Annotated in this window: 16 protein-coding genes; 3 read left to right on the top strand and 13 right to left on the bottom strand. The window is 64.4% G+C overall.

Features of this window, described 5'->3' with window-relative positions:
• The first annotated feature begins 189 nt into the window (after positions 1-189).
• Positions 190-1,227, top strand: coding sequence for a LacI family DNA-binding transcriptional regulator (locus AC1AUD_RS02460; RefSeq protein WP_476571709.1), 1,038 nt, complete (start codon positions 190-192; stop codon positions 1,225-1,227).
• A 3-nt stretch (positions 1,228-1,230) separates the two neighbouring features.
• On the opposite strand, the gene dnaE is transcribed toward AC1AUD_RS02460, so the two are convergent.
• Positions 1,231-4,812 carry a DNA polymerase III subunit alpha gene (gene dnaE, locus AC1AUD_RS02465; protein ID WP_476571711.1) on the bottom strand — a complete coding sequence of 1,194 codons (3,582 nt, stop codon included), beginning with the start codon at positions 4,810-4,812 and terminating at the stop codon, positions 1,231-1,233.
• Between the two features lie 166 nt (positions 4,813-4,978).
• Between dnaE and AC1AUD_RS02470 the strand changes: the two genes are divergently transcribed.
• Positions 4,979-6,004, top strand: a complete 1,026-nt coding sequence (locus AC1AUD_RS02470) for an NAD(P)H-dependent amine dehydrogenase family protein (protein WP_476571713.1) — start codon at positions 4,979-4,981, stop codon at positions 6,002-6,004.
• A 305-nt stretch (positions 6,005-6,309) separates the two neighbouring features.
• Positions 6,310-7,089, top strand: coding sequence for a GNAT family N-acetyltransferase (locus tag AC1AUD_RS02475; protein WP_476571715.1), 780 nt, complete (start codon positions 6,310-6,312; stop codon positions 7,087-7,089).
• 14 nt (positions 7,090-7,103) lie between these two features.
• Here AC1AUD_RS02475 and AC1AUD_RS02480 read toward each other — a convergent pair whose 3' ends face one another.
• From AC1AUD_RS02480 to AC1AUD_RS02535, 12 genes are all read right to left on the bottom strand, one after another.
• The gene (locus AC1AUD_RS02480; protein ID WP_476571717.1) at positions 7,104-9,230 is read right to left on the bottom strand and encodes a GmrSD restriction endonuclease domain-containing protein; all 2,127 of its coding nucleotides are present in this window, start codon (positions 9,228-9,230) and stop codon (positions 7,104-7,106) included.
• Positions 9,231-9,730: 500 nt separating this feature from the next.
• Positions 9,731-12,430: an aconitate hydratase AcnA gene (gene acnA / locus AC1AUD_RS02485; RefSeq protein ID WP_476571719.1), complete on the bottom strand. Its 2,700-nt coding sequence runs from the start codon at positions 12,428-12,430 to the stop codon at positions 9,731-9,733.
• A gap of 130 nt (positions 12,431-12,560) precedes the next feature.
• Entirely contained in the window at positions 12,561-14,996 is a 2,436-nt protein-coding gene (locus AC1AUD_RS02490; RefSeq protein WP_476571777.1) for a cation-translocating P-type ATPase, read from the bottom strand.
• A 313-nt stretch (positions 14,997-15,309) separates the two neighbouring features.
• A complete protein-coding gene (locus AC1AUD_RS02495) occupies positions 15,310-15,903 on the bottom strand; it encodes a sugar ABC transporter substrate-binding protein (protein ID WP_476571721.1) in 594 nt (197 codons plus the stop codon).
• Positions 15,904-16,210: 307 nt separating this feature from the next.
• Positions 16,211-17,518 carry a class I SAM-dependent RNA methyltransferase gene (locus AC1AUD_RS02500; RefSeq protein WP_476571723.1) on the bottom strand — a complete coding sequence of 436 codons (1,308 nt, stop codon included), beginning with the start codon at positions 17,516-17,518 and terminating at the stop codon, positions 16,211-16,213.
• Positions 17,519-17,657: 139 nt separating this feature from the next.
• Positions 17,658-18,452: a DUF3159 domain-containing protein gene (locus AC1AUD_RS02505; protein WP_476571725.1), complete on the bottom strand. Its 795-nt coding sequence runs from the start codon at positions 18,450-18,452 to the stop codon at positions 17,658-17,660.
• Between the two features lie 157 nt (positions 18,453-18,609).
• Positions 18,610-19,452: a DUF3710 domain-containing protein gene (locus AC1AUD_RS02510; protein WP_476571727.1), complete on the bottom strand. Its 843-nt coding sequence runs from the start codon at positions 19,450-19,452 to the stop codon at positions 18,610-18,612.
• Between the two features lie 100 nt (positions 19,453-19,552).
• The gene (locus tag AC1AUD_RS02515; RefSeq protein WP_476571729.1) at positions 19,553-20,413 is read right to left on the bottom strand and encodes an exodeoxyribonuclease III; all 861 of its coding nucleotides are present in this window, start codon (positions 20,411-20,413) and stop codon (positions 19,553-19,555) included.
• Positions 20,414-20,516: 103 nt separating this feature from the next.
• On the bottom strand, positions 20,517-22,526 hold the full coding sequence (locus AC1AUD_RS02520; RefSeq protein ID WP_476571731.1) for a dipeptide ABC transporter ATP-binding protein: 2,010 nt from the start codon (positions 22,524-22,526) through the stop codon (positions 20,517-20,519).
• Positions 22,527-22,541: 15 nt separating this feature from the next.
• Entirely contained in the window at positions 22,542-23,510 is a 969-nt protein-coding gene (locus AC1AUD_RS02525; RefSeq protein ID WP_476571733.1) for an ABC transporter permease, read from the bottom strand.
• 22 nt (positions 23,511-23,532) lie between these two features.
• On the bottom strand, positions 23,533-24,459 hold the full coding sequence (locus AC1AUD_RS02530; protein WP_476571735.1) for an ABC transporter permease: 927 nt from the start codon (positions 24,457-24,459) through the stop codon (positions 23,533-23,535).
• Positions 24,460-24,715: 256 nt separating this feature from the next.
• Entirely contained in the window at positions 24,716-26,371 is a 1,656-nt protein-coding gene (locus AC1AUD_RS02535; RefSeq protein ID WP_476571737.1) for a peptide ABC transporter substrate-binding protein, read from the bottom strand.
• Between the last annotated feature and the right edge of the window lie 170 nt (positions 26,372-26,541).

The following is a 26,541-nucleotide window of genomic DNA, read 5'->3' on the forward strand; positions in this document are numbered from 1 at the left end:
CCGTTCTTCCGCATATCAGTGGCGTGAAGATGGGGGACGGGACGCGCGCAAGGCCCGTTCCGTCCCCCACCGCTACCTCTTCACCACTTGGTACCGGTTTGTAAACGCTTACATGTAAACGTTTACGATTTGGTAGTATACACTGTTTGTAAAGGTTTACAAATTCGGCTTGTCGCGAAAGGGACCGATATGGCGAAACCCACAATCATGGATGTGGCGCGCGAGGCACGGGTCTCCTACGCCACCGTCTCACGCTTCCTCAACGGCAACCCGCATGTCTCCCCCGCGGCGGCCGAGCGCATCCGCAAGGCCGTCAAAGCCGTGCGATACGTGCCCAACAACGCCGCCCGCTCGCTGGTCACACAGCGCACCGAGACCATCGCCTTCGTCATGCACGGCGACGCGGCGACCATCACCACCGATCCGAACGTCAACACGATCCTCGTGGCCGCCAACCAGGCGGTTTCCGCCGCCGGATACCAGCTCGTCTCCCTGATCGCCGACTCCCCCGAGGCCTCCGACCGCATCGCCTCGCTCGCGCGCGCCGGCTTCGCCGACGGCTGGATCCTCAATTCGATGCATATCGACGATCCGCTGTTCCAGGTCTTCGCCGACCTCGACATCCCGGTGGCCGTCTCCGGCGCCAGCTACGGCGACGCCTCGCCCTTCCCCTGCGTCGACATCGACAACCGCGCCGCCGCGGCCGCGATCACCGAATATCTCAAAGGCAAGGGACACCGGCGCATCGCCTGCATCGCCGGACCATCCTACATCCCCTGCTCGAGGGAACGCCTCGAGGGCTTCCGCGACGCCATGGGCGAGGACTACGACGAAACGCTGGTCATCGAAGCCGACGGCTGGGGACGGTCGAACGGACGGGATGCGGTGCGCACGCTCTGGGAGCGCTTCGAGCGCGGGCAGGCGGGCGATTATGACGCGCCGCATTACGGCATCGACGCGTTGGCGTGCGGCAACGACTGCCTGGCGGCGGGAGCGATGCTCGAACTGGGGCTGCGCGGGGTGGACGTGCCCGGCGACATCGCCGTCACCGGCTTCGACGACAGCCCCGACGCCGAGGCCGCGCGCCCGGCGCTGACGACCGTGCACCAGCCGATCGAGCGCTTCGGCGTGGAACTGGCGGATATGGTGCTCGCGCAGATCGAGGGACGCGAACCCAAGCGCCTGGTGCGGGTCGAGACCGGGCTGGTGATGCGGGACTCGGCGTGAGCCCTATGCGGCCGGCAGGCAGCTCGGCCCGAACAGGATCTTGATTTCGGCGAACAGGCTGGTGTCGCGTTTGACGCGGAAACGATCGCCGAAGGTCAGCACCCGCGCGTTGCCCTTCTCGTCCATGATCGCAAGCCTCACCTCGCACACGCCCGGATGCGCGTGCAGCACCTCGCCGAGCCGGCCCATATGCGTCCGGTCCAGCGCCACCGGCGGCAGCGTGATGACCACCGGACGCTCGTCCATCGCCTCCAGCGTCGGCACCTGCATCTCGGTGGCCCTCATGGACACGGTCTCGTCGCGCAGCTCGACCTGGCCGCGCACCTGCACCACCTGGTCGACGGCGAGCTCGGCCGCCGCGGCCTCGTAGACCTTGCCGAAGAACATGCACTGGATCGAGCTCTCCAGATCCTCGATCGTGACGATCGCCCACGGATTGCCCTTCTTCGACACACGCCGGTCGACGCCGGTGATCAGGCCCGCGATGGTGACCTGCTGCCCCTCCCCCATCGTCTTGGCGCGGTCGACCAGATGCGCGATCGACATCTCGCGCAGCCCCGCGAGCACCGCGCTCATGCCGGAGAGCGGATGGTCGGAGACATAGAGGCCAAGCATCTCGCGCTCGAAGTTGAGCTTGGTCTTCTTGTCCCATTCCTCGATGTCGGGCACGGTGACGCTGGCGTCGCCCATATCCTCCGAGCCGGCGTCATCGGCATCGGCGAACAGGTCGAACTGTCCCTCCGCCTGCTTGCGCTTCAACCCCACCACCGATTCGATGGCCGACTCGTGGATCGTGAACAGCGCGCGGCGGTTCGGATCGATCGAGTCGAAGGCGCCGGCCTTGATCAGGGATTCGACGAGACGCTTGTTCAGGGCGGTCAATGGCACGCGGCGCACGAAATCCATGAAATTGACGAATTTGCCGCGCTTGTTGCTGCGCTCGACGACGATGTCGGACACGGCCTTGTCGCCCACGTTGCGGATCGCGCCCAGGCCGAATCGCACCACGTCTCCGACGGCGGCGTATTCGAACTTCGACTCGTTGACGTCCGGGGAAAGCACCTGGATGCCCATGCGGCGGGCCTCGCCCAGATACAGGGCCGTCTTGTCCTTGTTGTCCTTCGTGCCCTGCAGCAGCGCGGCCATGAACTCGACCGGATAGTGGGTCTTCAAATAGGCGGTCCAATAGGAGATCAGGCCGTAGGCGGCGGAATGCGCCTTGTTGAAGGCGTATCCGGAGAACGGGACCAGCACGTCCCACACCGCCTGCGCGGCCTCCTCGGAATATCCGTGCTCCTTCATGCCGGCGAAGAACGGGATCTTCTCCTTGGCCAGCACCTCGGGTTTCTTCTTGCCCATGGCGCGGCGCAGCACGTCGGCCTTGCCCAGCGAATAACCGGCGAGGATACGCGCGGCGGACTGCACCTGCTCCTGGTAGACGATCAGGCCGTAGGTCTCGTCAAGCACCTGCTTGAGCGGCTCGGCCAACTCGGGATGAATCGGTTCAATCTTCTGCAGGCCGTTCTTGCGCTTGGCGTAGTTGTTGTGCGAGTCCATATCCATCGGGCCCGGACGGTAGAGCGCGATCAAAGCGGAGATATCGTTGAAGTTATCCGGGCGCAGCGTGCGCAGGAGGGCGCGCATGCCGTCGGAATCGAGCTGGAAGACGCCGAGGGTGTCGCCGCGCGACAGCAGCTCGTAGGTCTTCTTGTCGTCGAGTGGGATCTTCGTGTAGTCGATGGACGGCTTGCCGTTGGCCTCGATGTTCTTGAGCGTGTCCTGGATGACCGTCAAGTTGGACAGGCCGAGGAAGTCCATCTTGACCAATCCCAGCGTTTCGCAGGTGTGGTATTCGAAGGTCGTCGTGATCGTGCCGTCGACTCGCTCGAGCAGCGGCGAGGTGTCGGTGATCGGCGCGGAGCCCATGATCGTGGCGCAGGCATGCACACCGGTCTGGCGGATCAGCCCCTCGATCGTCTTGGCCTTGTCGATGATGCGGTGGGCGTCGGGATTCGATTCGTAGAGCTCCCGGAACTCTCGCGCCTCGGCGTACCGCTTGGAGGTCGGGTCGAAGATCTCCTTGAGGCTCGCGTCCTTGCCGTTCTTGCTCGGAGGCAGGGCCTTGGTGACCATATCGCCCATCGAGAATTCGTATCCCATGATGCGGGCAGAGTCCTTCAGCGCCTGCTTGGTTTTGATGACGCCGTAGATCACGCACTGGGCGACCTTGTCGCGGCCGTATTTCTCGCCGCAGTAATCGATGACCTCAAGGCGGCCCTCGGGGTCGAAGTCGACGTCGATATCGGGCAGGGAGACGCGTTCGGGATTGAGGAACCTCTCGAAGATCAGGCCGTGCTTCAGGGGATCGAGCTCGGTGATGCCCATCGAATAGGCGACCATCGAGCCTGCGGCCGAGCCTCGGCCGGGGCCGACCATGATGCCATGGTCCTTCGCCCACTGGATGTAGTCGGCCACTACGAGGAAGTAGCCGGGGAACTGCATCTGGCAGATCACGCCGCATTCGTAGTCCGCCTGCTGCATCACCTCGATCGGCACATTGCCGTCATAGCGGCGCTCCAAGCCCTCCTCGACCTTCTTCAGGAACAGGCTCGTCTCGTCCCAGCCCTCGGGACATTCGAACTGCGGCATGAACGAGCCGTCCTCGTGGTCGTCGAACATGATGTTGCAGCGGTCGGCGACCTCGATCGTGTTGTCGCAGGCACCGGGGAAATCCTTGAATAGCTCGCGCATCTCCTCCGCCGGGCGGAGGTAATATCCCTCGCCGTCGAATTTGAAGCGGTCGGGGTTGTCGAGCCGCTCACCCGAGTTGATGCACAGCATCGCATCCTGGGCCTCGGCGTCCTCGGCGTTGACATAGTGCAGATCGTTCGTGGCCAGCAGCGGGGCGTTGAGCTTCTTGGCGATCTCGAGCAGGCCGGGCACGTTGCGCCGCTCGATATCGAGGTTGTGGTCCATGATCTCGATGAAGAAATTGTCGCGGCCGTAGATGTCCTGCAGTTCGCCGGCGGCGCGCAGGGCCTCGTCGAACTGCCCGAGCGCCAGACGGGTCTGGATGATGCCCGAGGGGCAGCCCGAGCCGCAGATCACGCCCTTGGAATAGGTGGACAGCACGTCCTTGTCCATACGCGGATAGCGCAGCACGCGCCCTTCGAGATTGGCCACGGAGCTGGCCTTGAGCAGGTTGACCAGGCCCTCGTCGTTCTCGGCCCACAGCGTCAGATGCGTGATGTAGCCGCCGCCGGAGACGTCGTCGGGATTGCGCTTGCGATGCTTGGGGTCCACCGTGGGGTCCCAGTTCGTGTCCCAGCTGACGCGCGCCTTGTCGCCGCGCGCGGTCTCGGGGGTCACATAGGCCTCGATGCCGATGATCGGCTTGACGCCGGCCGACACGCATTCGGTGTACATCTCATAGGCACCGTGCATGTTGCCATGGTCGGTGATGCCCACCGCCGACATGCCGAGCTCCGCCGCGCGCTTGGCCAACGCGGGGATCTTCGAGGCGCCGTCGAGCAGGGAGTAATGCGTGTGGTTGTGCAGATGCACGAAGTTCGAGGTCTGGGCCATGGGCTCCACGATACCAATCCGCCCGCCCTTGCGCGGGGTGGCGCGCGGCGGAGACGATATTGCGGGGAAGCGCCCAACGCCCCGCCGCATCGGTTAGAGTAGGAGTTGCCGGCGAAGACGCCGGCGCGAAACCATAGGCAACCATAGGCAAAGGAGTGTTACGTTTATGGAAGCGATCAAGGCAATTCAGTATGGCTGCGGCAAGATGTCGAAGTACACGATCCGATACATGCATGACAAGGGCATCCAGCTTGTCGGCGCCATCGATGTGAATCCGGAGGTCGTCGGCATGGACGCAGGCGAATTCGCCGGCATCGGGCCGATCAACGTGCCGATCAGCGCCGACGCGGACGCCGTGCTCGACGCATGCGACGCGGATATCGCGATCGTCACGCTGTTCAGCTTCACCGAGGAGATCGAGGAAATGTGCGAGAAGTGCCTTTCCCGCGGCATCTCGGTGATCACCACCTGCGAGGAGGCGATCTACCCGTGGACGACCGCGCCGGCCGTCACCAACCGCCTCGACCGCATCGCCAAGGAGAACGGCGCGACGATGGTCGGCTCGGGCATGCAGGATATCTTCTGGGTCAATATGGTCGCCCAGGTCGCCGCCGGCTGCCATCGCATCGACAAGATCACCGGCGCGGTGAGCTATAACGTCGAGGATTACGGCCTGGCGCTGGCCAAGGCGCATGGCGTGGGCCTGACCGCGGAGGAATTCGAGGCCGAACTGGCGCACCCGGAGACCGTGGTGCCGTCGTATGTGTGGAATTCCAACGAAGCGCTGGCGCAGAAGCTGGGTCTGACGATCAAGTCGCAGACGCAGAAGGCCGTGCCCTATTTCTCCGATGTGGATGTGTATTCGGAAACCGTGGGCGAGACGATTCCGGCCGGCAAATGCATCGGCATGTCGGCGGTCGTGACGACCGAGACCCATCAGGGCCCGGTGCTGGAGACCGCCTGCATCGGCAAGGTCTACGGCCCGGACGACGGCGATATGTGCGATTGGACGATCGCCGGCGAGCCGGACGTGGAATATCACGTCGTCAAGCCGGCCACCGTGGAGCATACCTGTGCGACGGTCGTCAACCGCATCCCGGACGTGCTCAACGCGCCCGCCGGCTATGTGACCGCCGACCAGCTCGACGAGATCAGCCCGCTGATCTACCCCGCGTCGATGTACGTGGCGTGATCTGAACCGCTTTATGCGCTTCTGGGTTTGCGGGGGTTGCGACCTTGCCGTTGGCAATGGCCGCAACCCCCGCAAACCTTTGTCCGCAAGCCGACGACTGGACTGGCGACAAGATGGGGAAAGGAGATCGGGCCAAACTGTTGGTTGTTTTGGGCTTCTGTTGGTTGTCGACGAAACCTCCGCCCGATTGCGTTCCGGCGAAAAGCCTGATTTTTCGCCATTTCGCCCTCCTGACTTCATCTTGTTGGAACAGACGTTTACCAACAGAATGCTGAAACAACCAACAGAATCGACATAATGGGTGCATGGACATCGAAAACAGAATCTCCAGGGACCATGCGCTCCGAACGGACCAAGTGCGGCTACGACCACTGCGCATCAACGATCACGCTGCGCTCATCGAATTGCTGCGGCGCGCATGGTATGACCGTTACGAACCGAACGTCGGCAGGCTGATGGCCGAAGCCGACTGGGAGTCATGCTTGGCGCGGGCCACGCAGGCGCTGGTGGCTGTGACGCGCGACGACACCGCGGCCGGACAAAGCACACGCGGCACGGAACGCCCGCTCGGCGTGATCCTGGGGCGCGTGGATGTTCTCGATTCCAGGCCGCTGTTGAACCGGCATCGCCGGCATCGGCTGCGATTGTTGGCTCGTTTGCCGTTCGTGCGTCATGGTTTCAAGGGTTTGGCGGAATTGTTCGGCATAGAGCTGATAGACGCCCTGCTGTTGCGGGGAGCCAAGCATACCGGGCACCGTTACGATGCCGAAGTGGTGTTGTTCATCGTGGATCCCGAGGCACGGGGTCTGGGTGTGGGCGGCCGTCTCTTCGACGCGCTGATGGCTTATCTACGCGGTCATGGAGCGGAACGCTACTTCCTGTTCACCGACACCAGCTGCAACTACGGCTTCTACGAGCATCGAGGGCTTAAACGCGTGTCGGAGCTGGCGCTGCAGACGTTCCCCGCACAGAACGCCGAAGCCGACGCGCACAGTGGAAGCGAAAGAGGGAACGACGAACCGATGCGCTTCTTCCTCTACGAAGGCACCGTGCCGCCGCAGGCATCCGCGCCTGCAGTGGCCTGACGCATTGCCGCGTATCACCGCTTCCTCAGACGGTATTCCTTCCAGATATCGCCCAACTTCTGTCCGTTCGACGCACGCCGCCAGACATCGAGTCCGGCGCTGTGTCCGCCGACGGCGCGGGCTGCGGCCGTCGGCGAGGAGTATTCGCTGCCATCCTCAAGCCGCAGCCTGCCGTTAGGGGTGACGGTGGCGGTCCACCGCTCCCCTTTGCGCGGCCGGTCCCAGATCAAGGTCTCGCCGGGAATCAGCAGTCCGGCTTCCAACACCTGGGCGATGGTCACCCGGCGTGAACTCGGTTTGCCGGTGGCTTTGCGCGTCGCCAAGCTCTCCTCGCTCAGTTCGGCCAGATCCACGCGGTCGGCGTCATACCGGATGTCCCAGAAGTCGGCGATGAGCCGCACGGTCTCCTCCTGACGAAATCGCAGCGTCTCCGGGGTCAGCTCGGCGACGTCCTTGAGCTGGGCGGTCAGCGGGAAACGGCGGGAGCTTGCGGCCGTGAGCATGCGGTCGCGGCGTGTCTCATAGGTGGTCAATGGCGCCATCAGGCGTTCACTGGCCTGCGTGAGCACAAGGTTGCCGATGCGGTCGGTCCAGTGATCCCGCACGGATTCCGGCCATTGTTCGAACGGAGTGCCCTTCGTCCGTTCCGGCAGCAATGGCATGGCATTGAGACTGCGGGGACGGGTGATATGCGCGCCCTCACGCTGTTCGTTCGCGCGAATCAACAACGCGCGCTTGAGGCTCTGGTTCGCTTGCAGCTCGCCGCGCAAATGCATCAGGGCGGAACGCCGCTCATCGTCGGAAATCATCAACCCGCCGGACTGGGCCACGGTCAATCCACGGTCCAGCCCGCGGATCTCCATGGCCGCGCGCTTGCGGCGCGCCATCGTTCCCTGCCGGTTGAGGCTGTCGACGCCCACGGCGCGTTCCAAGGCCTTGAGCAACTCGCACAGCCGCCCGATATCATGCATCTGCAACGGCTCGGCTCCGTTGGCATCCGCGTCGCCGGCGCTGCCTGACGTGTCCGAAGCCGCCGCATGGGCACCGCCGCGCGCAAAGGCTGCGACATTCGGGGCGCCCAGATTACGCAGCGAATGCACCAGCCCCCACATGGCGACCGGCTTCCATTCGACGCTCTGATAATCGTTCAATGACACCAGCCAACCGATGACGTCATCCGGCAGCGCGGTCCGCATCGGCATCTCGATCATCCGCCAGGCGCAGGCATAGGGCGCGAGCATATCGTCGACGAACGAGGCGGCATCCCCGGCGCCCAGCATCGGATCGAGCACATCGTCCCGGAAGGCGTCGAGCAGACGCGGGCACTCCACCTTATGCGACAGGATGAGATGCAGGGCGGCGAAGAACTCCTCGGTGCGCTGCGGATCGTCGCCCAGCGGGTCCATGATGTCGTCCCAGCGCGCGGCGTAGCAATCCCTGATGTCCGCGGGCAGGACGGCGATGGTCCGCGCCTTGAACACGTCGGATGCGGTCAGCGGCACGCCGCGCATGTTCATCACGTCGAAGATGCGGTGCGCGCCCGCCAGATCGTCGGTGGTGACGATGACGAACATGACCTGATTGGCCAGATAGGAGGCGAAGGCATGGCGCTGTTTCTCGTCCATCTGGGCGAGTTCGTCATACACCCGGTGGGCGTTGGCGGCAATATTGCGCTGGGCGTTCGACTCGATGTCGTCCTCGCGCAGGTCGAACAGGCCTTCGAGATTGCCCTCCTGCACGTAGGAGCGGAAGAACGCGGCATCGCGGTCGCGCAACGTGAGCCTGGGTTCGGCGACGATGCCGCGCAGTTTGTTGCCCTGTTCCAGCAGCAGTCCGTTCAGTCCGCTCGCCAGATCGGGGTCGTCCTCCAGATCGCGCAGCACGGCGATGACAATGGACAGGGACACCAGGCGCTGCTGTCCGTCGATGACCTGATACAGGCTGCCGCCCGCATGCACGAGGATCAGGCTGCCGAGGAAATACGGGGAATCGGGCGTAGCGCTGGCATCGCGGATATCATCCACAAGCTGGGAGATATTGTCCGCATGCCATGTGTACGCGCGTTGGAATGAGGGAACCACAAACCGATAATCCGACGTGAACACTTTTTCAAGCGGTTTCTCCGCTGCACTGATCGCCATATGCGCTTCCTTCACATGCCTGTCGCCATCTGCGGCCGGCATGCAGTCGATTCTACCGCCCTGCGCGTGCGCGGGCGAAGTCGAATGGGAGGGTGGTTCGGATTGGGGCGGGAAGTGTTGAAAGGGGATGTGTTGAATATGCTGACGGAGGAAATGGGAGGTGCCGTTAAAGGCTAAAATCCGTCGGGCGGGGAACGTCAGACCGTGGAAAAGTGGTTACGTTTTGTTATAAGGATGGCTCCGCCGGGGCGGAAGCCCACTGGGCTTCCGCCTTTCCGGCTCGCGCGACCTTCTTGTGCGATTACTTCGTAATCGCGGAAGGCCGCATATGAAATGAAATAACGCGTGTGTCCTCAAGGCGCACCGAGGGAAGCTGTATTCAAATACAGCGACCGAGGAGCCGATTTACATCGGCCTTCGCGGCAAGCCACTCACTTCGCCTATGGGCAGCCCACTGGGCTGCCCATTTCACGGCTCAGCGCTGAGGACACTCCGTTATTTCATTTCATAAGGTTGCGCAGGACGTATTGGAGGATACCTCCGTTGCGGTAGTAGTCCGCCTCACCGGGGGTGTCGATGCGCACGACGGCGTCGAATTCGACGGTTGAGCCGTCGGTGCGCGTTGCGGTGACGTGGACGGTCTTCGGAGTCTCGCCCGCGTTGAGCGCTTCGATGCCCGCGATGTCATAGGTCTCGGTGCCGTCGAGGCCGAGCGAGGCGTAGGACTCGCCTGCCGGGAACTGCAGCGGCAGCACGCCCATGCCGATGAGGTTGGAGCGGTGGATGCGCTCGAAGCTTTCGGTGATGACGGCCTTGACGCCGAGCATGACGGTGCCCTTGGCGGCCCAGTCGCGCGAGGAGCCGGTGCCGTATTCCTTGCCGGCCAAGACGACCAGAGGCACGCCTGCCGCCTGATAGTCGTTCGAAGCCTCGAAGATGGTCGACGGCTTCTTGGCGAGGAAGTCGTAGGTGAAGCCGCCGGGCGTCACCTCCTCACCCACGGAGGCGAGCAGCTGGTTCTTCAGGCGGATGTTGCCGAAGGTGCCGCGCACCATGATCTCATGGTTGCCACGGCGCGAACCGTAGGAGTTGAAATCCTTCTGGGCCACGCCGCGCTCGGTCAGGTACCGGCCGGCCGGCGACTCGGCCTTGAAAGCGCCCGCCGGGGAGATGTGGTCGGTGGTCACGGAGTCACCGAGCAACGCGAGCACACGCGCGCCGTGGATGTCGGCCACCGGCGCCGGCTCGGCGCTCATGCCGTCGAAGAAGGTCTGGCGGCGCACATAGGTGGAGTCCGGGTCCCAGGCGAACAGTTCGCCGGCGGGCACGTCGAGGCCCTTCCAGCGCTCGTCGCCGTCGAAGACGGAGGCGTAGTCCGTTTCGAACATCTCGCGCGAGACGGTGTCGGCCACGACCTGCTCGATCTCGCCGTTGGTCGGCCAGATGTCCTTGAGGAACACGTCGTTGCCATCGGCGTCCTGCCCGAGCGGCTGGGTCTCGAAGTCGAAGTCCATGGTGCCGGCGAGCGCGTAGGCGATGACCAGCGGCGGCGAGGCCAGATAGTTCATCTTGACGTCGGGGCTGATGCGGCCTTCGAAGTTGCGGTTGCCGGAGAGCACGGCCGTGACGGTCAGGTCGTTCTCGTTGATGGCCTTGGAGATCTCGGGCAGCAGCGGCCCGGAGTTGCCGATGCAGGTGGCGCAGCCGAAGCCGACGAGCTGATAGCCGAGTTCGTCGAGCGAATCCTGCAGGCCGGCCTTCTTGAGATAGTCGGCCACGACCTGCGAGCCGGGGGCGAGCGAGGTCTTGACCCACGGCTTGGGGCTAAGTCCCTTGGCCACGGCGTTGCGGGCGATGAGGCCGGCCGCGATCATGACGGAGGGGTTGGAGGTGTTGGTGCACGAGGTGATGGAGGCGATTGTCACGTCGCCGTTCTTCACGTCGAAGTCACCGCGGAAGTCGGTGGAGACGGGCACGGGCGTCTTGACGGTGCGCTCGGTCTCGTAGGCCGGCAGCGTGCGCTCGAAGGATTCCTTGGCCTCGGCGAGCACGATGCGGTCCTGCGGACGCTTCGGACCGGCGATGGACGGCACGACAGAACCCAGATCGAGTTCCAGATATTCGGAATACTTCGGCTCGACGTAGCCTTCCCAAGAGGTGTCGCCCCACAGCTTGTTGGCCTTCGCGTAGGCCTCGACGAGCGCGACCTGTTCCTCGGAACGGCCGGTCAAACGCAGATAGTCGAGCGTCACGTCGTCGATCGGGAAGATGCCGCAGGTGGAGCCGAATTCGGGGCCCATGTTGCCGATGGTGGCGCGGTTGGCCAGCGGCACGGACGCGATGCCGTCGCCATAGAATTCGACGAACTTGCCGACGACGCCATGCTGACGCAGCATGTCGGTGATGGTCAGCACCACGTCGGTGGCGGTGACGCCCTCGGGGATGGCGCCGGTCAGCTTGAAGCCGACGACGCGCGGCACGAGCATGGAGATCGGCTGGCCGAGCATGGCTGCTTCTGCCTCGATGCCGCCCACGCCCCAGCCGAGCACACCCAGGCCGTTGACGGTGGTGGTGTGCGAGTCGGTGCCCACGCAGGAGTCCATATAGGCCAGCTCGCGGCCGTCACCCGCAGCCTTGGTCATGACGACCTTGGCGAGGTATTCGATATTGACCTGGTGGATGATGCCGGTTCCCGGCGGCACGACGCGGAAGTTACGAAAGGCCTGCTGTCCCCAGCGCAGGAACTGGTAACGTTCGCCATTGCGCTGGTATTCGATGTCCATATTCTGCTGCAGCGCGTCGGCGACGCCGTACTTATCGATCTGCACGGAATGGTCGATGACCATATCGGCCTGGACCTGCGGATTGATGACCTCGGGATCACCGCCGAGCTGCTTGACCGCGTCGCGCATGGTGGCGAGGTCGACGATGCACGGCACGCCGGTGAAGTCCTGCATCACCACACGGCTCGGCGTGAACTGGATCTCGTGGCTGGGCTGGGCGTCGGGATCCCAGTCGAGCAATGCCTTAACGTGTTCGTCGGTGATATTGGCGCCGTCGATGTTGCGCACGAGGTTCTCGACGAGCACCTTGAGCGAATACGGCAGATGGTCGACGCCAGGCAGATTGGCGATGGCGTAGTAGTCATAGTCCTTGCCGCCCACGGCGAGCGTGGACAGCTGGTCGTCTTTCACGGACATGCGTTGCCTCCGGAGGTTGCGGCTATTCCAACAGCTGATTATCCGCTTCGGATGGTACAGCCTTTCAACCGCCCCTCTGGCGTGTCGGCCCAAAGTATGGGACAATTCGCGGCCACGCGCCGCACGCCGCTCAACGCTTGCGGCGGGATTCGAGGAGGCGCGCGATGTGCGGAGCGACGTAGAGGCAGACGAAGAAGATCGCGGCGGAGAGGACGAGCGCGATGGCCGTGGCGGCCAGCGTGCGGCCGGTGGGAATCTTGAGGGCGAAGAAGTTCGCCACGAAGGGGATGAACGCGCCGATGACGCCGGCGGCTGCGAAGACGGCGACGAGCGCGCCGCGCCACGAGTTGAGCGGGCGGGCGACGCGAGCGAGCACGAAGATGCCCATGAGGAAGAGAATCACGGCGCTGGTGGCGCGCAAGGCCGCGAGATCCGCGTCATCGCCAAGGATATCCCATCCCATGATGCGGGGCAGGATCCATGCGGCCAGCAGCACGGACAGGCCGGTGGCGATGCCGCCGGGCAATGCGAAATGCACGACGCGCTTCAAAAAGCCCGGGATATATTTGCGCGTGTTGGGGGCGAGGGCGAGCACGAAGGCCGGCACACCGATGGTGAGGGCCCCCACATAAGTGATATGGCGCGGCAGATACGGGTATGGGATCTGGGAGAGGACGACACCCAGCGAAATAAGCGCCGAATATACGGTTTTGACGAGGAAGAGGCCGGCGACGCGTTCCATATTGGCCATGACCTGGCGGCCACGGGCCACCACATCGGGCAGGTGGGAGAATTTGCCATCGACAAGCACGACCTGGGCGACGGCCTTGGTGGCGGGCGCGGCATTGCCCATCGCGATACCGAGGTCGGCTTCCTTGATGGCCAGCGAATCATTGACACCATCGCCGGTCATGGCGACCGTATAGTCGCGGGCGTGCAAGGCCTCGACGATGGCCTTCTTCTGGTCGGGCAGCACGCGGCCGAGCACATCGACGTTCTCAAGCACGCGGCCGAGCTCATTGACATCGGTAGGCAGTTCGCGCGCATCCATCGTCACGGGTTCGCGGTCACCGGCCAGCCGCACCTTGCGCGCGATGGCGCCGACGGTGACGGGATTGTCGCCGGAGATGACGCGGCAACGCACGCCCTGTTCGCGGAACCATGCCAGGGTCGCCTCGGCGTCGGGGCGGATGCGTTCGGAGCACAGCACCAGCGCGACGGGTTCGGCCTGCGGGTCGAGGGCGGGGTTGTCGGCGTCGAGCGGGGCCGCACTGCGCGCCAGCAGCAGCACACGGTCACCGTCGTTGGCATATTCGTTCACTTGGCGCAGGATGTCGTCGTGGTTCGCGTCGAGCGCGGACAGGATCACCTCGGGCGCGCCCATGAACCAAGAGGACATCTCATATGCAACCGCGCTCCATTTGCGGGCGGAGGAGAAGGGGATGCGTGTGGAGACGGTGCCGGAGGCATAGCCCTGCGCCTGCAACCCGGCAAGCACGGCCTGGCCGGTGCCGTTGGGATTCTCCTCGTCGCAGCAGTCGTAGAGTGCCTGCGTCATCTCGCGCACAGCCTGTTCCGAGGCGTTTGCATCGATCGGGACGAGGCTGGAATAGGCGATGCCGCCGTCGGTGATGGTGCCGGTTTTATCGAGGTTGAGCGCGTCGACGCGCGCCAGCGTCTCGACCGACTCAAGCTCCTGCACGAGCGTGTTCTTGCGGGCGAGACGCATCGCCGCCACCGCGAAGTTGAGGGAGGTGAGCAACACCAAACCCTCGGGAATCATGCCGACGACGCCGGCCACGGCGGAGACGACGGCCTGACGCCACTCCCCCGTGGCGAGGGCGGCCGACCATCCGCCGACCGTGCGCATCTGCGACCAGATCAGCAGCGCACACAGCGGCACAACCAGGAAGGTCATGAATTTGAGGATCGTGTTGATGCCCTTGTTGAGGTCGGAGACGGTTTTCTTGTAGACCTTGGCCTGCGCGGTGAGCGTGGCGGCGTAGGAATGCTCGCCCACGGCCGTGACGCGCACCAGCGCCAGCCCGGAGACGGCGGTGGCTCCGGAAAGCACCTTGTCCCCCGGCGCCTTGCGCACGGTGCGCGATTCGCCGGTGAGCATCGATTCGTCGAGCTCGAGTCCCCAGGTCTCGATCACCTCGCCGTCCGCAGGCACCTGATCGCCGGATCGCACCCACAGGAGGTCGCCGAGCACGATGCGGTCGTGGGCCACCTCCACATCCGTCCCGTCGCGGCGCACAAGGAAATTCGAGGCGACGAGGATCGACAGCCGGTCAAGCGTGCGCTTGGCCTTGAGCTCGGTGACGATGCCGATGCCGGTGTTGATGAGGATGACGAAGCCGAAGACCGCGTCCCTCCAGGAACCGGTGATGAGCACCAGCACCATCGCGGCGAAGATGATGCCATTGAACAGCGTGAACACATTGGCGCGCACGATGTCCTTGACCGAGCGCGAGGTGGAGGTCTTGACCCTGTTGGTTTCGCCGGCCTCGACGCGGGCGGTCACCTCGGCGGCGGTCAGACCGGTTTCCGCGACGATGGGCATGGCGGATGCCGTGGATGCGTCGGGGGCTGCGGCAGGGGCGGAAAGACTTGCGTTCATAGTTATGTAGCCTACCCCGCGTTCCCCGTTCCCCGTCCCGTTCTCAGGGATGATTCAGGGCATTCCCAGCCATATTCCTCATCGTTCCCATTCACATCGTTGCGGTATCGTTGCAGCGACGGGCAATGGCGGTGATACCAGCAGCCGTATTAGTTTCGGTAAATCGCTGGTCGGCAAAACCGTCAATGGCGGTGACCATCATGGTGCGTCCGGCGCAGCGATGGCGGCGATAAACGGCGATGCCGGCTTCATTCGATCACCGACTGTCGGATTCGTCGGCGGTGGTGACCGTCATCGTGCGCTCATGCGGACGATCGTCGATGATGGTCATCATCGCGTCATCAACCGGCGTGGCATCGGTCGCGTCGTCATCGACGACGAAGTTCGCCGCGTATAACAGCTCGTCGGCGGGCGGTGCCGCGGGATCGGCGAGCACCACCGGAATGCCTGCCTTGCGCGCCTTGCCAAGCGCATCATCCCAGTCGGCGGCATCGGCGTCGGTGACGTCGATTCGGCATATGACGATGGCATCGACGACGCGCGCGACCATATCCTCCACGCCGCTGCGCGCGGCGGCCGACGGATCGTCCATATCCTCGACCGAGGCATACGCGGCATTGAGCCGGCCTGCGGCGAAGGCCTCGAGCAACGGCTTGTCAGCGCTCGGCTGCGTCGAACCGATGACACCGATGGTCACATCGCCGCGGTCGGTGCCGTCATAGGCCACCTTGGGCTCGTTCTCCTGCGTATCGCCGACGGCCTTGCCAACGGGCTCGCAACCCGCCAGCGGCAGCGTCATGGCTAGGCAAACAACCGCACACAGTGGTTTGGCGAGCATTCGTTCGTTCATGCCGTCCATCCTACATAGCGCTCCCGCAGTGCTCCCACGATGCTCCCACGGTGCCCTTTTCTCCACGGTGCTGTTATCTCCACGGTGCGGTAAATGACAAATCGTTGGAAAATAGCCAAAACCGCGTTTACCGCACGGTGGGGTTTACCGCACCGTGGAGATAACAGCACCGTGGGGCGGGGTGGGGAGCAGAGTGAGCGGGGCGATATAGGGGCGAGCGACATGCGCGCGCCGGGACATGCGAGTTACGCGTGACGGGACATGCGGGTTACACACGCCGGGACATGCGCACGCCAGGGCATGCGGGTTACGCGCGTCGGAACAGGGCCACGGTTTCGACGTGGTGGGTCATCGGGTAGATGTCGAAGGCGCGCACGTCGGCCAGGGCGTATCCGGCCGAGGTCAGGGTGGCGGTGTCCCGGGCGAGGCTGGTGGGGTCGCAGGCGATGTAGACGATGACGCGGGGATCGGCCGAAGCGATCTGCCGGCACACCTTGGCGCGGGCGCCGGCGCGCGGCGGGTCGAGCACGACCACATCGGGACGGGCAAGGTGCGCGGGCACATGGGCGAGGGTACGCGCCACGTCGCCGGCGCGCACATCGACGTCGGTGAGCCCCGCGGCGCGCAGATTGCGCTGGGCGCAACGCACCGCGCCCTTCGCCCCCTCGACGCTCAGCATATGGGCGCGCGGCGCGGCGAGCGCGGCCAAAGGCAGCGTGAACAGGCCCGCTCCCGAATACAGATCCCATATGACCGCGGATTCGGCGCCGGCAAGCGATTCGCGCACCAAACCCAGCACATGGTTCGCCAAGGCAACGGGTGCCTGACGGTGCATCTGCCAGAAACCGGCGGCATCCACCTCATAGACAAAGTCACGGCCGTCGACGGGCACATGCTCGCGCAGGGTGCGGGAGCCGGCCTTGAGCTCGCCATCGACAAGCACGGCGTAATTATCATCGCCTTCAGGCACGCCATCGCGGGGTTCGGGCACGGCGAGGCGGATCTGGGAACCGGGATCGAAACCTCCGTCCCAGACATGGGCGGCATCGGCCACTTCAAGCAGGGCGCGGCTGGCCAACGGCATCGTGGTCAGCGGCACGCGCACATGGGTGCCACGCCGGCGCATCGAGGGGCGCCCTTCCTCGTCGACGATCATCTCGATGCGGGTGCGCCAGTTGAGCCCGCCGGCGGCTTCATCGCAAGCCATGCGTTCGATCGGCACGAGGGCAGCCGAACCGTCCTGTCCACCGACGGCCCACAACATCGCAGCCATATCCACATGCCCCAGACGCGTGAGCTGTTCGGCGACCGTCGCGGCCTTCCACTTGAGCTGGCCGGGCAGCGAGACATGCACCAGATCGGCGCCGCCCACTCCCCCGCCCATCGCCAGCGGCCCGGCCAACGGCCATGCGGGCGGCACGCGGTCGTCGCTCGCCTCAAGCACCTCGACGACCTCGCCGGTCCAGAAGCGGTCCTCGCGGTCGTGCGGCTCGTCGAGCACGACGCGCACGAGTTCGCCGGGCAGCGCGAAGCGCACGAAGACGACGCGCCCGTCGATATGGCCCACGCAGCGGCCTTGGTCGGCGTAACGCTCGATGCGGATGGTCGATTCCATGGATGGTTCCTTCAGACGAGATACAGGATGGGAGTACGAGGATGTACGGGGCATTACAGATGGCGCGGCGACCTGTTTCCGACGGTGCTCCGGCACGAATCGAAATGGCGGAAGAAGACGCGCCATGCCCCGGAGGCGGTCAGCGACCGGACGATTCGTCGAGCTTACCCTCGTCAGCCCCAGCCCCGACGGTTTCGTGTTCGATGGCACTGGTATCGACGTCATCGGCCGATGCCGCGGCGGCAGCCTTAAGCGCCGCCTTATGCCTGTGCAGCGGCGTCGCGATGATCAGATAGCTCACCCAGATGGCCAACGCCCAGAACGGGATGCCCATGAGCAAACGCGCGGTGCCCAGCCAGCCGACGTGATCGGTCAGATACAACGGCACCTGCACGGCCAGGCGCAGCGTGAACAGGCCCATCCACAGGCCCGTGACGATCATATAGGCGCGCTTCAGGGGGCGGTCGTCCATCCAGCCGCGGAACCACGCCTTCAAGTGTTCGGTCGGCAGCGCGCGGATGTATTCGATGAACAGACCGAGCGCCGGCACGCGCGCGATCAGCGAGATGCCGAGGCCGACCGCGTAGACGGCGTTGGTGATGAAGCCGAACATGTAGTAGTTGCGGGCCTCATGGCTCTGCCACGCCCACACCAGGCAGATGCCCACGGCCACAAGCCCCGAAAGCGCTCCCATCAGGGATTGGCGCTGGATCAGGCGGATGATGACCTGGACCACGGCAAGCGCGGCCGACACACCGATCGTCAAGTTGAGGTTCGACGTGATGACGAACAGCACGACGAACACAAAGCCCGGGAGCATCGATTCGACGACGCCGCGCGGACCGCTGATCGCGTCGAGGATATTGAAATCCTCGCCCGCCTCGGCGGCGGAGGCCAGCGCGGACAGACCGGTGCGTTTGGGGGAATCAGACATGATGGGATATGCGTTGGAAAAAGTTGGGTTATAAGGAGAGCTCCGGCGGAGAACAGCCCACCGGGCTGTTCTTTGATCCGCCTCGCGTGCGCTGAGCTTATGACTTTTCCTGTGGTGCCATTTTCCTTTGGAAAATGGCACCACAGGAAAAGTCGGCTCAGCGAACCTCGGAAAACATCGGTCCGCGGGAGAGGGTGGTCTTCACCTCGGTCTGCTGGTCATAGTTCATCGGTCCCTTGGCCTTGCTGTCGGGGATCTGCGCGAGATGTTCCTTGCCGTCCTGTGCCTCGCCTTCGCCCTGCTCGGCGGCCTCCTTGGCGGCGCGACGCTCGGCGGGCGCGACCGGCGGATGCATGGGGATCAGGTCGCGCGGGGCAAGCGGCTCCTCGCCGCGGTCCACGACGATGTCGGCGAAGAAGCCGTCAAGGGCCTTGGTCTCCTCGGCGTCGGGATCGGTGGCGGCCACGCCGGAGAAAATGCCGCGCAACATCCAACGCGGGCCATCCACGCCGACGATGCGGGTGACGACGGTTTTGCCGCCCTTGACCGCGACCGGCAGGATCAGCTCGGTGCCGAAATCGCCCTCGCGCTCGCTCGCCTGGGCGTTGCCCTCGAGCAGGTCGGCGCGCACATCGTCCCACAGACCCATGGTCTTGGGCGCGGCGAAGGCCTCGATCTCCAGGCTCGACTTGCCATAGGAGATCGTGGAGCCGAGGATCGCGCCGGTGCCGCGGTTGGCCTTGATGCGCAGCTCGATATGCTGCATGAACGGCAGATAATACGAACCCAGGTCAAGGTAGTCGTCATAATCGGGGACGTTCTCGTCGTCGACGTCCCACGGACCGCGTTCCTCGCCGCGGCCGGCATATGCCTCGGCGACGCCCTCCTCCTCGACGGTCTCGCTTTCGGCCTTGGCGGCCTCGTTCGCGGCCTCAGCGGCCTTCACGTCCTCGTCGACGTCGTCCTTATGCTTCTTCTTGCCGAATCCGAACAATCCCATGGGTCCTCACATTTCTTTACGGGTTGCAACCTTGCCCAGCCTAGCACCCCGGCTTCATAACACCTGAGCGTGTCCTGTGCGTTCGCGGCCGCGCACTTCCTCACACGTCGTAGGTGATCGTCAGCGGCGCATGGTCGGACCAGCGCGCGTCATAGCTCGGCGCCTTGTCGATCACGAAGCCGCGCGCGGTCTCCGCCAGCTCGGGCGTGGCGAACTGATAGTCGAGGCGCCAGCCCGTGTCGTTGTCGAAGGCGCGCCCGCGCTGACTCCACCACGTGTAGGGCCCCTGGATCTCGCCGGTCAGATCGCGCATCACATCGACGAACTCGAACTCGCCGAGCCACCGATCGACGTATGCCCGTTCCTCGGGCAAAAAGCCGGAGTTCTTGACGTTGCCCTTGGCGTTCTTGATGTCGAGCGGCGTATGCGCGATGTTGAAATCGCCGCACAGCACGGCCTGCCGCCCGCCGCGCGCGGCCTCGTCGCGCAGCTGCCCCATCCGCACGAGCATCGTGTCGAGGAAGCGGTATTTCTGCGCCATCTTGACCTCGTCCTCGGCATTGCCGGCGTGCACATACACACAGACGACGGTCAGACCGTATCCCTGCGGCGTGGTCACATCGGCTTCGATCCAGCGACCGGTGTCGACGTCCTCCGTCAGACCCGGCAGCCCGTGGCGCACCTCGGTGACCGGCAGCGAGGTGAGCAAGCCCACGCCGGCGCGGCCCTTGATATTGCACACCTCGTCGATGCGCGTGAGCCCGTCGGACGAGTCGATGCGGCCGGCCGCAACATATTGCTCGGCGAAACCGTCGAATATCGGATCGATTTCGGATTGCGGGGCGCGCACCTCCTGCATGCACCACACGTCGGGCGTGTGGGAGGAGGACCAGTCGTCGATCCCCTTGCGCTTGGCGGCGCGGATGCCGTTGAGATTCGATGTCGTGATCGTGATCGTCATGGCAACCAGCGTAGCCCACGCCACGCCCGGATATGACACAACCTCCCTTGCATGAAGGGAGGTTGTGAGGAAGATAACGGACCGTGAGACGGAGCTTACGCCGTCAGTCCAGGCCGAGCTGGAGCTTGCCGCCGGGGATGGCGTCGAGCAGATCCTTGGTGTACTGCATCTTCGGATGGTCGAAGACCTCGTCGGTCGTCGCATGCTCGACCAAGCGGCCATGCTGCATGACGACCACCTCGTCGGCGATCTGGCGGACCACGGCGAGATCGTGCGTGATGAACAGGTAACTCAGGCCCTTCTCGGCCTGCAGGTCGTTGAGCAGACGCAGCACCTGGTCCTGCACCAGCACGTCGAGGGCGGAGACCGCCTCGTCGCACACGATCACATCCGGGTCGAGCGCCATGGCGCGCGCGATGGCGATGCGCTGGCGCTGGCCGCCGGACAGCTCGTTCGGGTAACGGGTCATCACGGACTCGGGCATCTCGACCATGTCGAGCAGTTCGCGCACGCGCTTGGCACGGCTCTTCTTGTCGCCGATCTTGTGGATGCGCAGCGGCTCCTCGATCGAACGGAAGATCGAATACATCGGGTCGAGCGAACCATAGGGGTTCTGGAACACCGGCTGCACATGGCGGCGGAACTCCAGCAGCTCGCGGCCCTTGAGCGAGGCGATGTCCTTGCCCTCGTAGAGCGCCTTGCCGGAGGTGGGCTCGAGGAGCTTCAACACCATGTTCGCCACGGTGGACTTGCCCGAGCCGGACTCGCCCACGATGGCCAGCGTGGTGCCGCGCTTGACCGAGAAGGACACATCGTCGACGGCCTTGAGCATCTCCTTCTTGCGGGGCAGCTTGAACTCCTTGGTCAGGTGCTCCACGGTGATGATGTTCTCGGAACGCTCGAGCTTGTCCTCGCCGACCACATGGTGCTCCATCAGCGCCTCCGCATCCTCGCCGCGCTGCTTGGCGGAGATGATGCGCTGCGAGGCCAGCGACGGGGCCGCCGCGACCAGACGCTTGGTGTAGGGGTGCTGCGGGTGCTGCAGGACCTCGAGGGAGGGACCGGATTCGACGACCCGGCCCTTGTACATGACGACGATATGCTGGGCGCGCTCGGCGGCCAGACCCAGGTCGTGCGTGATGAAAAGCACCGCGGTGCCCAGATCATCGGTGAGCATATGCAGATGGTCGAGGATCTTCTTCTGCACGGTCACGTCAAGGGCGCTGGTGGGCTCGTCGGCGATCAGCAGATCGGGGCGGCATGCCAGGCCGATGGCGATCAGCGCGCGCTGGCGCATGCCGCCGGAGAACTCGTGGGGATACTGGCGGGCGCGGGTCGCCGCGTCGGGCAGACCGGCTTCGGAGAGCAGACCGGCGATGCGGTCGTTCATCGAGGAGCCGGTGACATGCTTGTGCGCGATCTCCCACGCCTTGTCATTGGACACGCCGGCCTTGATCAGGGCGTCGGCGACACGCCAACGGGTTTCGGATCCCGGGACCCAGTCGCGTTCGAAGGCGGACATCGTCTTGTCGGCGGCCTCGCCGGTCACGCCGGCCTCGGCCAGGGCGGCCTTGGCGGCCTCGAGCAGGACGGGCAGTTGCTCCGAGCCGATGAAGGTCTCGTCGTCGTTGCCCTTGACCTCGACCTCGTCGCCGGCCAGCGCCTTGGCAAGGGAGGAGCGCTTCTCGTGGGCCACGTCCATGCCGTTGGCCTTCAAGGCCTCCTTGACCTGCGTGCCGATGCGCCACACGGGGTTGAGGTTCGACATCGGGTCCTGCGGGACCAGACCCATCTTGGTGCCGCGCAGCTTGTCGAAGTCCTTGGGCTTCAGGCCCGTGAGCTCCTGGCCCTCGAGCTTGATCGAGCCGCCGACCACATGGCCGGTGCCGGGCAGCAGGCCCAGCACACTCATGGCGGAGGTGGACTTGCCGGAGCCGGATTCGCCCACGATGGCCACCCACTGGCCCGGGTAGACGCAGAAGGAGGCGTCGCGCACCGCATGCACGGCGCGGTTGTCGTCGGTGGTGAAGTCGATCGCCAGGTCCTTGACCTCGAGCAGCGGCCCCTGGGCCTGCTGCATGGCGGCGAGCTTGTCGTTCACGTTCTCAGTCATCTTTCACTCCCCACTTCAGGCCGTGCGGCTCTTCGGATCGAGCGCGTCCTTCACGGCGTCGCCCATCATGATGAAGCTCAGCACGGTGATGGCCAGCGCGGCGGACGGGTAGAACAGCACCATCGGATTGGTCATCAGGTTCGTCTGTGCCTGCGAGATGTCGCCGCCCCAGCTGACGGTCGTGGACGGCAGGCCGACGCCGAGGAAGCTCAGCGTGGCCTCGAGCACGATGTAGGAGGCCAGCGAGGTCGTGCCGATCACGATGATCGGGGACAGCGAGTTGGGGATGATGTGGCGGAACAGGTTCCTGGCCGGGGTCGAGCCCAGGGCCGTGGACGCGGTGTTGAACTCGAGGTTCTTGGCCTCCATGACGGCGCCGCGCGCGATGCGGGCGGTGGTCACCCAGCCGAAGAGGGCCATGACCAGGATGATCTTCCAGATCGAGGAGGAGGTCTTGAACATCTGCAGCACGACGATGGCGCCGAGCAGGATCGGCAGCGCCAGGAAGATGTCGTTGATGCGGGAGAGCACCGCGTCAACCCAGCCGCCGAAGAAGCCGGCGATGGAGCCGATGATGGTGCCGAGGGCGACGACGCACAGCGTGGCGATCAGGCCGACGGCCAGCGAGGTGCGCGTGCCGTAGACCACGCGGGTGTAGACGTCGCAGCCCTGGAAGTCGAAGCCGAAGGGATGGCCGGCGGTGGCCGGTCCCAGCGAGTTCTCGAGCGTGCAGTAGTTCGGGTCCTGCTTGGTGAACACACCGGGGAACAGCGCCACGAAGACGATGAAGACGATCAGGACGCCCGAGATGATGAACAGCGGGTTCTTGCGCAGCGCGCGCCACGCGTCGGCCCACATGCTGGCCGCGGGGGCGGATTCGTCGACCGCGTCGACGTCCTGCAGCGGGGTTTCGTCGAGCGGGGCGACGTAGCGTTCCTGTCCGGGCAGGGTCACGTTGGTGTTCTCGTTCATATTGTCACTCATTGATATCGTTTCCTCCCCCGTCTCAGGCGTAGCGGATGCGCGGATCGAGCGCCGCGTAGAGCATGTCGACGATGAGGTTGCACACCACGAAGATCAGCATCAGCAGCGTCACGATGGACACGACGAGGTTGCCCTCGCCCTTGAGGATGGACTGGTAGGTCAGCCAGCCGATGCCGTGGATGTTGAAGATTGTCTCGGAGATCATGGCGCCGCCCATGAGGGCCGCGATGTCCTGGCCCAGGTAGGTGACGACCGGAATCAGCGAATTGCGCAGCACATGGCGCAGCATCACCGAGCCGTTCGACATGCCCTTGGCGCGGGCCGTGCGCACGTAGTCCTCGGCGATATTCGAGGAGACCTCGCCGCGCGTGAGCCTGATGATGTAGGCCATCGACACGCTGCCGAGCACGATGGCCGGCATGAGCAGGTCGATGAAGCCCGGGTCGGCGCCCGCCGTGACCGGCAGGATCGACCATTTGATGCCGAAGAGATACTGCATGACGAAGCCGGTGACGAAGGTCGGCACGGAGATCAGCAGCAGCGAGACGATCAGGATGACCGTGTCATACCACTTGCCCTTCTTGAGGCCCGAGATGATGCCGAAGACCACGCCGAAGATTGCCTCGAAGACGAAGGCCATCAGCGCCAGTCGGATCGTGACGGGGAAGGCACGGGCAATCTCGTCGATCACCGGCTGGCCGGCGAAGGTGTTGCCGAAGTCCAGCGTCAGCGCGTTCTTGAGGAACAGCAGGTACTGGACGATGAATGGCTTGTCCAGATTGTATTCCGCGCGGATCTGGGCGGCGACCGCTTCGTTGACGGGTTTGTCGCCGAACATCGCCTTGACCGGGTCACCGGGCAGGGCGAAGACGAGCGCATACACCAGCAGCGTCGTGCCGAGAACCACGGGGATCACCTGCAAAATGCGGCGCAGAAGATACTTGCCCATGGGTTACTCCTTTTGGTTCTGACCGTGCCGCGCTACGAGGAGCCTGCGGGCCGGCCGACAAATACTTCGATAGTCTACCGCAAGGCGGGACCACGGTTTGTTACATGCGGCGAGATATGGGAAAAGACCTCCGCCACGCGGACGAGGCCGGAGCGCATGCGGGCCCGGGACGGGAAAGGCCCCGGATACGACGGAGGGGCGGAGGATCGCTCCTCCGCCCCTCGCGTGTCACCTAGAGATCAGACTCCGGCAGGAATCACTTCTTGCTCATGGTCTCGTAGGTCGGCAGGTTCTGCCAGTTGAAATCAAAGCCGGACTTGATGGCCTTGGAGGCAACGCCGTGGGCGTTGGAGTAGTAGATCGGGAAGGCCGGCAGATCGTTGAGAAGCATCTCCTCGCCCTGCTGGTAGATCTTGTTGGCGGCCTCGGTGTCCGGGGTGGCGGCGGCCTGATCCATCAGCTTGTCGAACTCCGGGTTCTTGTAGTCGCCATCGTTCGAGCCGTTGCCGTCGGCGGCGGCGGTGGAGAACAGCTGCACGAGGTAGTTCTCCGGGGACGGATAATCGGGCTGCCAGCCGGTGCGGAAGGCGCCGGTCATCTGGCGGTTGGTCACCGCGTCACGGAACTCGTTGAAGGTCGGCATCGGGTTGGTGGCGGCAGCGTCCTTGCCCAGCACGTTGTTGATGGAGTTCACGATGGCCTTGTAGATCGGCTCGTGGCCGCCATCGGCGTTGTAGGAGAAGGTCAGCGGGCTGTCCATCTTGGAGATGGCGTCGGCCTTGGCCCACAGCTCCTTGGCCTTGTCGGGGTTGTAGGTGAGCACGTCGGCGCCCTTGAGGTCCTCGGAGTAGCCCGGGGTCATCGGGGAGGTGAAGTCCTTGGCCGGGGTGCCGGTGCCGGAGAGCACCTTCTCGGTGATGGACTCGCGGTCGATGGCCATGGAGATGGCCTGGCGGCGCAGGGTGCCTTCCTCGGTGCCGTTCTTGAAGTGCTCGAGGCCGGAGGGAATGGTGAAGGTCTGGATGACGGAGCCGGTGGTGTTCTTGGCCTGGACGAGCTCGTCCTTCTCGAAGGTCTTGGCAAAGGCGGCCGGGACGGACTCCATCACGTCGAGGTTGCCTGCCTGGATGTCGCGGTAGGCGGCGGAGTCATCGGTGTAGATCTTGAAGGTCACGCCGTCGTTCTGCGCGGGGCGATTGCCCTTGTAGTCGGCGTTCTTGACCATGGCGATCTCCTTGTTGTGATCCCAGTGGTCGAAGACGTAGGGGCCGGTGCAGCCGTCCTTCGGGTTCTCGCCGAAGGCCTTCGGGTCGTCGAAGAAGGAATCCGGCAGCGGGGCGAAGGCGGTGTAGCCGATCTTGAGGGCGAAGGCCGAATCCGGCTTGCTCAGGTCGACGGTGAAGGTCTTGTCGTCGACGACCTTGAGGCCCTCGAGCTGCTCGTCGCCCTTGAGGCCGTCGGCCTGCAGCGCGTCGTAGCCCTTGATGGTCTGGAAGAAGGAGGAGCGGAGCATCGCGTTCTTCGCGTTGGCGACGTAGCTCCACGCCTTGGTGAAGTTCTCGGCCTTGACGGCGTCGCCGTTGGAGAACTTCCAGTCCTTGAGCTTGATGGTGTACTGGGTGGCGTCGTCGTTGGCCTCGACGGAATCGGCGATCTCGTTGGACGCGTTGCCCTTGGCGTCGAAGGAGATCAGGCGGGAGAACATGAGGTCGGCCGGCTTGCCGCCGCCGGTCTCGTTGATGTTGCCCGGGATGAAGGTCTTCTGGGGTTCGGAGCCGTAGGCCAGGATGATGTTGTTGTCGGCCTCGGCGGCGGTGTTGTTCGAATCACCGTTGTTGGAGGAGCCGCAGCCCGACAGCAGCATGGCGGCTGCGCAAGCGGCGGCGGCGAAAGCGATCGCTTTCTTCTTCATATGGTTTTCTCCTATCCTATAGGGATTGCGCGGCGCATGGCACCGCGTCTCAAACAAAAAGGGCCGGCGCCGATTTTGTGAACCGCACCCCGATTGTTGGACTGAAGAAATTCAGATTCGATGATTGGAGGTGTGGTTCTTTCGTATGCGAGAGGATCGAAGGAAACGTT

The organism is Bifidobacterium sp. LH_730 (assembly GCF_056355835.1).

Coding starts and splice junctions, on each gene's coding strand:
- AC1AUD_RS02460 (WP_476571709.1), top strand. CDS start 190: ATGGCGAAACCCACAATCATGGATGTGGCGCGCGAGGCACGGGTCTCC.
- acnA (WP_476571719.1), bottom strand. CDS start 12,430: ATGTCCGTGAAAGACGACCAGCTGTCCACGCTCGCCGTGGGCGGCAAG.
- AC1AUD_RS02500 (WP_476571723.1), bottom strand. CDS start 17,518: ATGGAATCGACCATCCGCATCGAGCGTTACGCCGACCAAGGCCGCTGC.
- dnaE (WP_476571711.1), bottom strand. CDS start 4,812: ATGGCCCAGACCTCGAACTTCGTGCATCTGCACAACCACACGCATTAC.
- AC1AUD_RS02525 (WP_476571733.1), bottom strand. CDS start 23,510: ATGAGTGACAATATGAACGAGAACACCAACGTGACCCTGCCCGGACAG.
- AC1AUD_RS02480 (WP_476571717.1), bottom strand. CDS start 9,230: ATGGCGATCAGTGCAGCGGAGAAACCGCTTGAAAAAGTGTTCACGTCG.
- AC1AUD_RS02490 (WP_476571777.1), bottom strand. CDS start 14,996: ATGCCCATCGTCGCGGAAACCGGTCTGACCGCCGCCGAGGTGACCGCC.
- AC1AUD_RS02495 (WP_476571721.1), bottom strand. CDS start 15,903: ATGAACGAACGAATGCTCGCCAAACCACTGTGTGCGGTTGTTTGCCTA.
- AC1AUD_RS02520 (WP_476571731.1), bottom strand. CDS start 22,526: ATGACTGAGAACGTGAACGACAAGCTCGCCGCCATGCAGCAGGCCCAG.
- AC1AUD_RS02475 (WP_476571715.1), top strand. CDS start 6,310: ATGGACATCGAAAACAGAATCTCCAGGGACCATGCGCTCCGAACGGAC.
- AC1AUD_RS02530 (WP_476571735.1), bottom strand. CDS start 24,459: ATGGGCAAGTATCTTCTGCGCCGCATTTTGCAGGTGATCCCCGTGGTT.
- AC1AUD_RS02505 (WP_476571725.1), bottom strand. CDS start 18,452: ATGTCTGATTCCCCCAAACGCACCGGTCTGTCCGCGCTGGCCTCCGCC.
- AC1AUD_RS02510 (WP_476571727.1), bottom strand. CDS start 19,452: ATGGGATTGTTCGGATTCGGCAAGAAGAAGCATAAGGACGACGTCGAC.
- AC1AUD_RS02470 (WP_476571713.1), top strand. CDS start 4,979: ATGGAAGCGATCAAGGCAATTCAGTATGGCTGCGGCAAGATGTCGAAG.
- AC1AUD_RS02515 (WP_476571729.1), bottom strand. CDS start 20,413: ATGACGATCACGATCACGACATCGAATCTCAACGGCATCCGCGCCGCC.
- AC1AUD_RS02535 (WP_476571737.1), bottom strand. CDS start 26,371: ATGAAGAAGAAAGCGATCGCTTTCGCCGCCGCCGCTTGCGCAGCCGCC.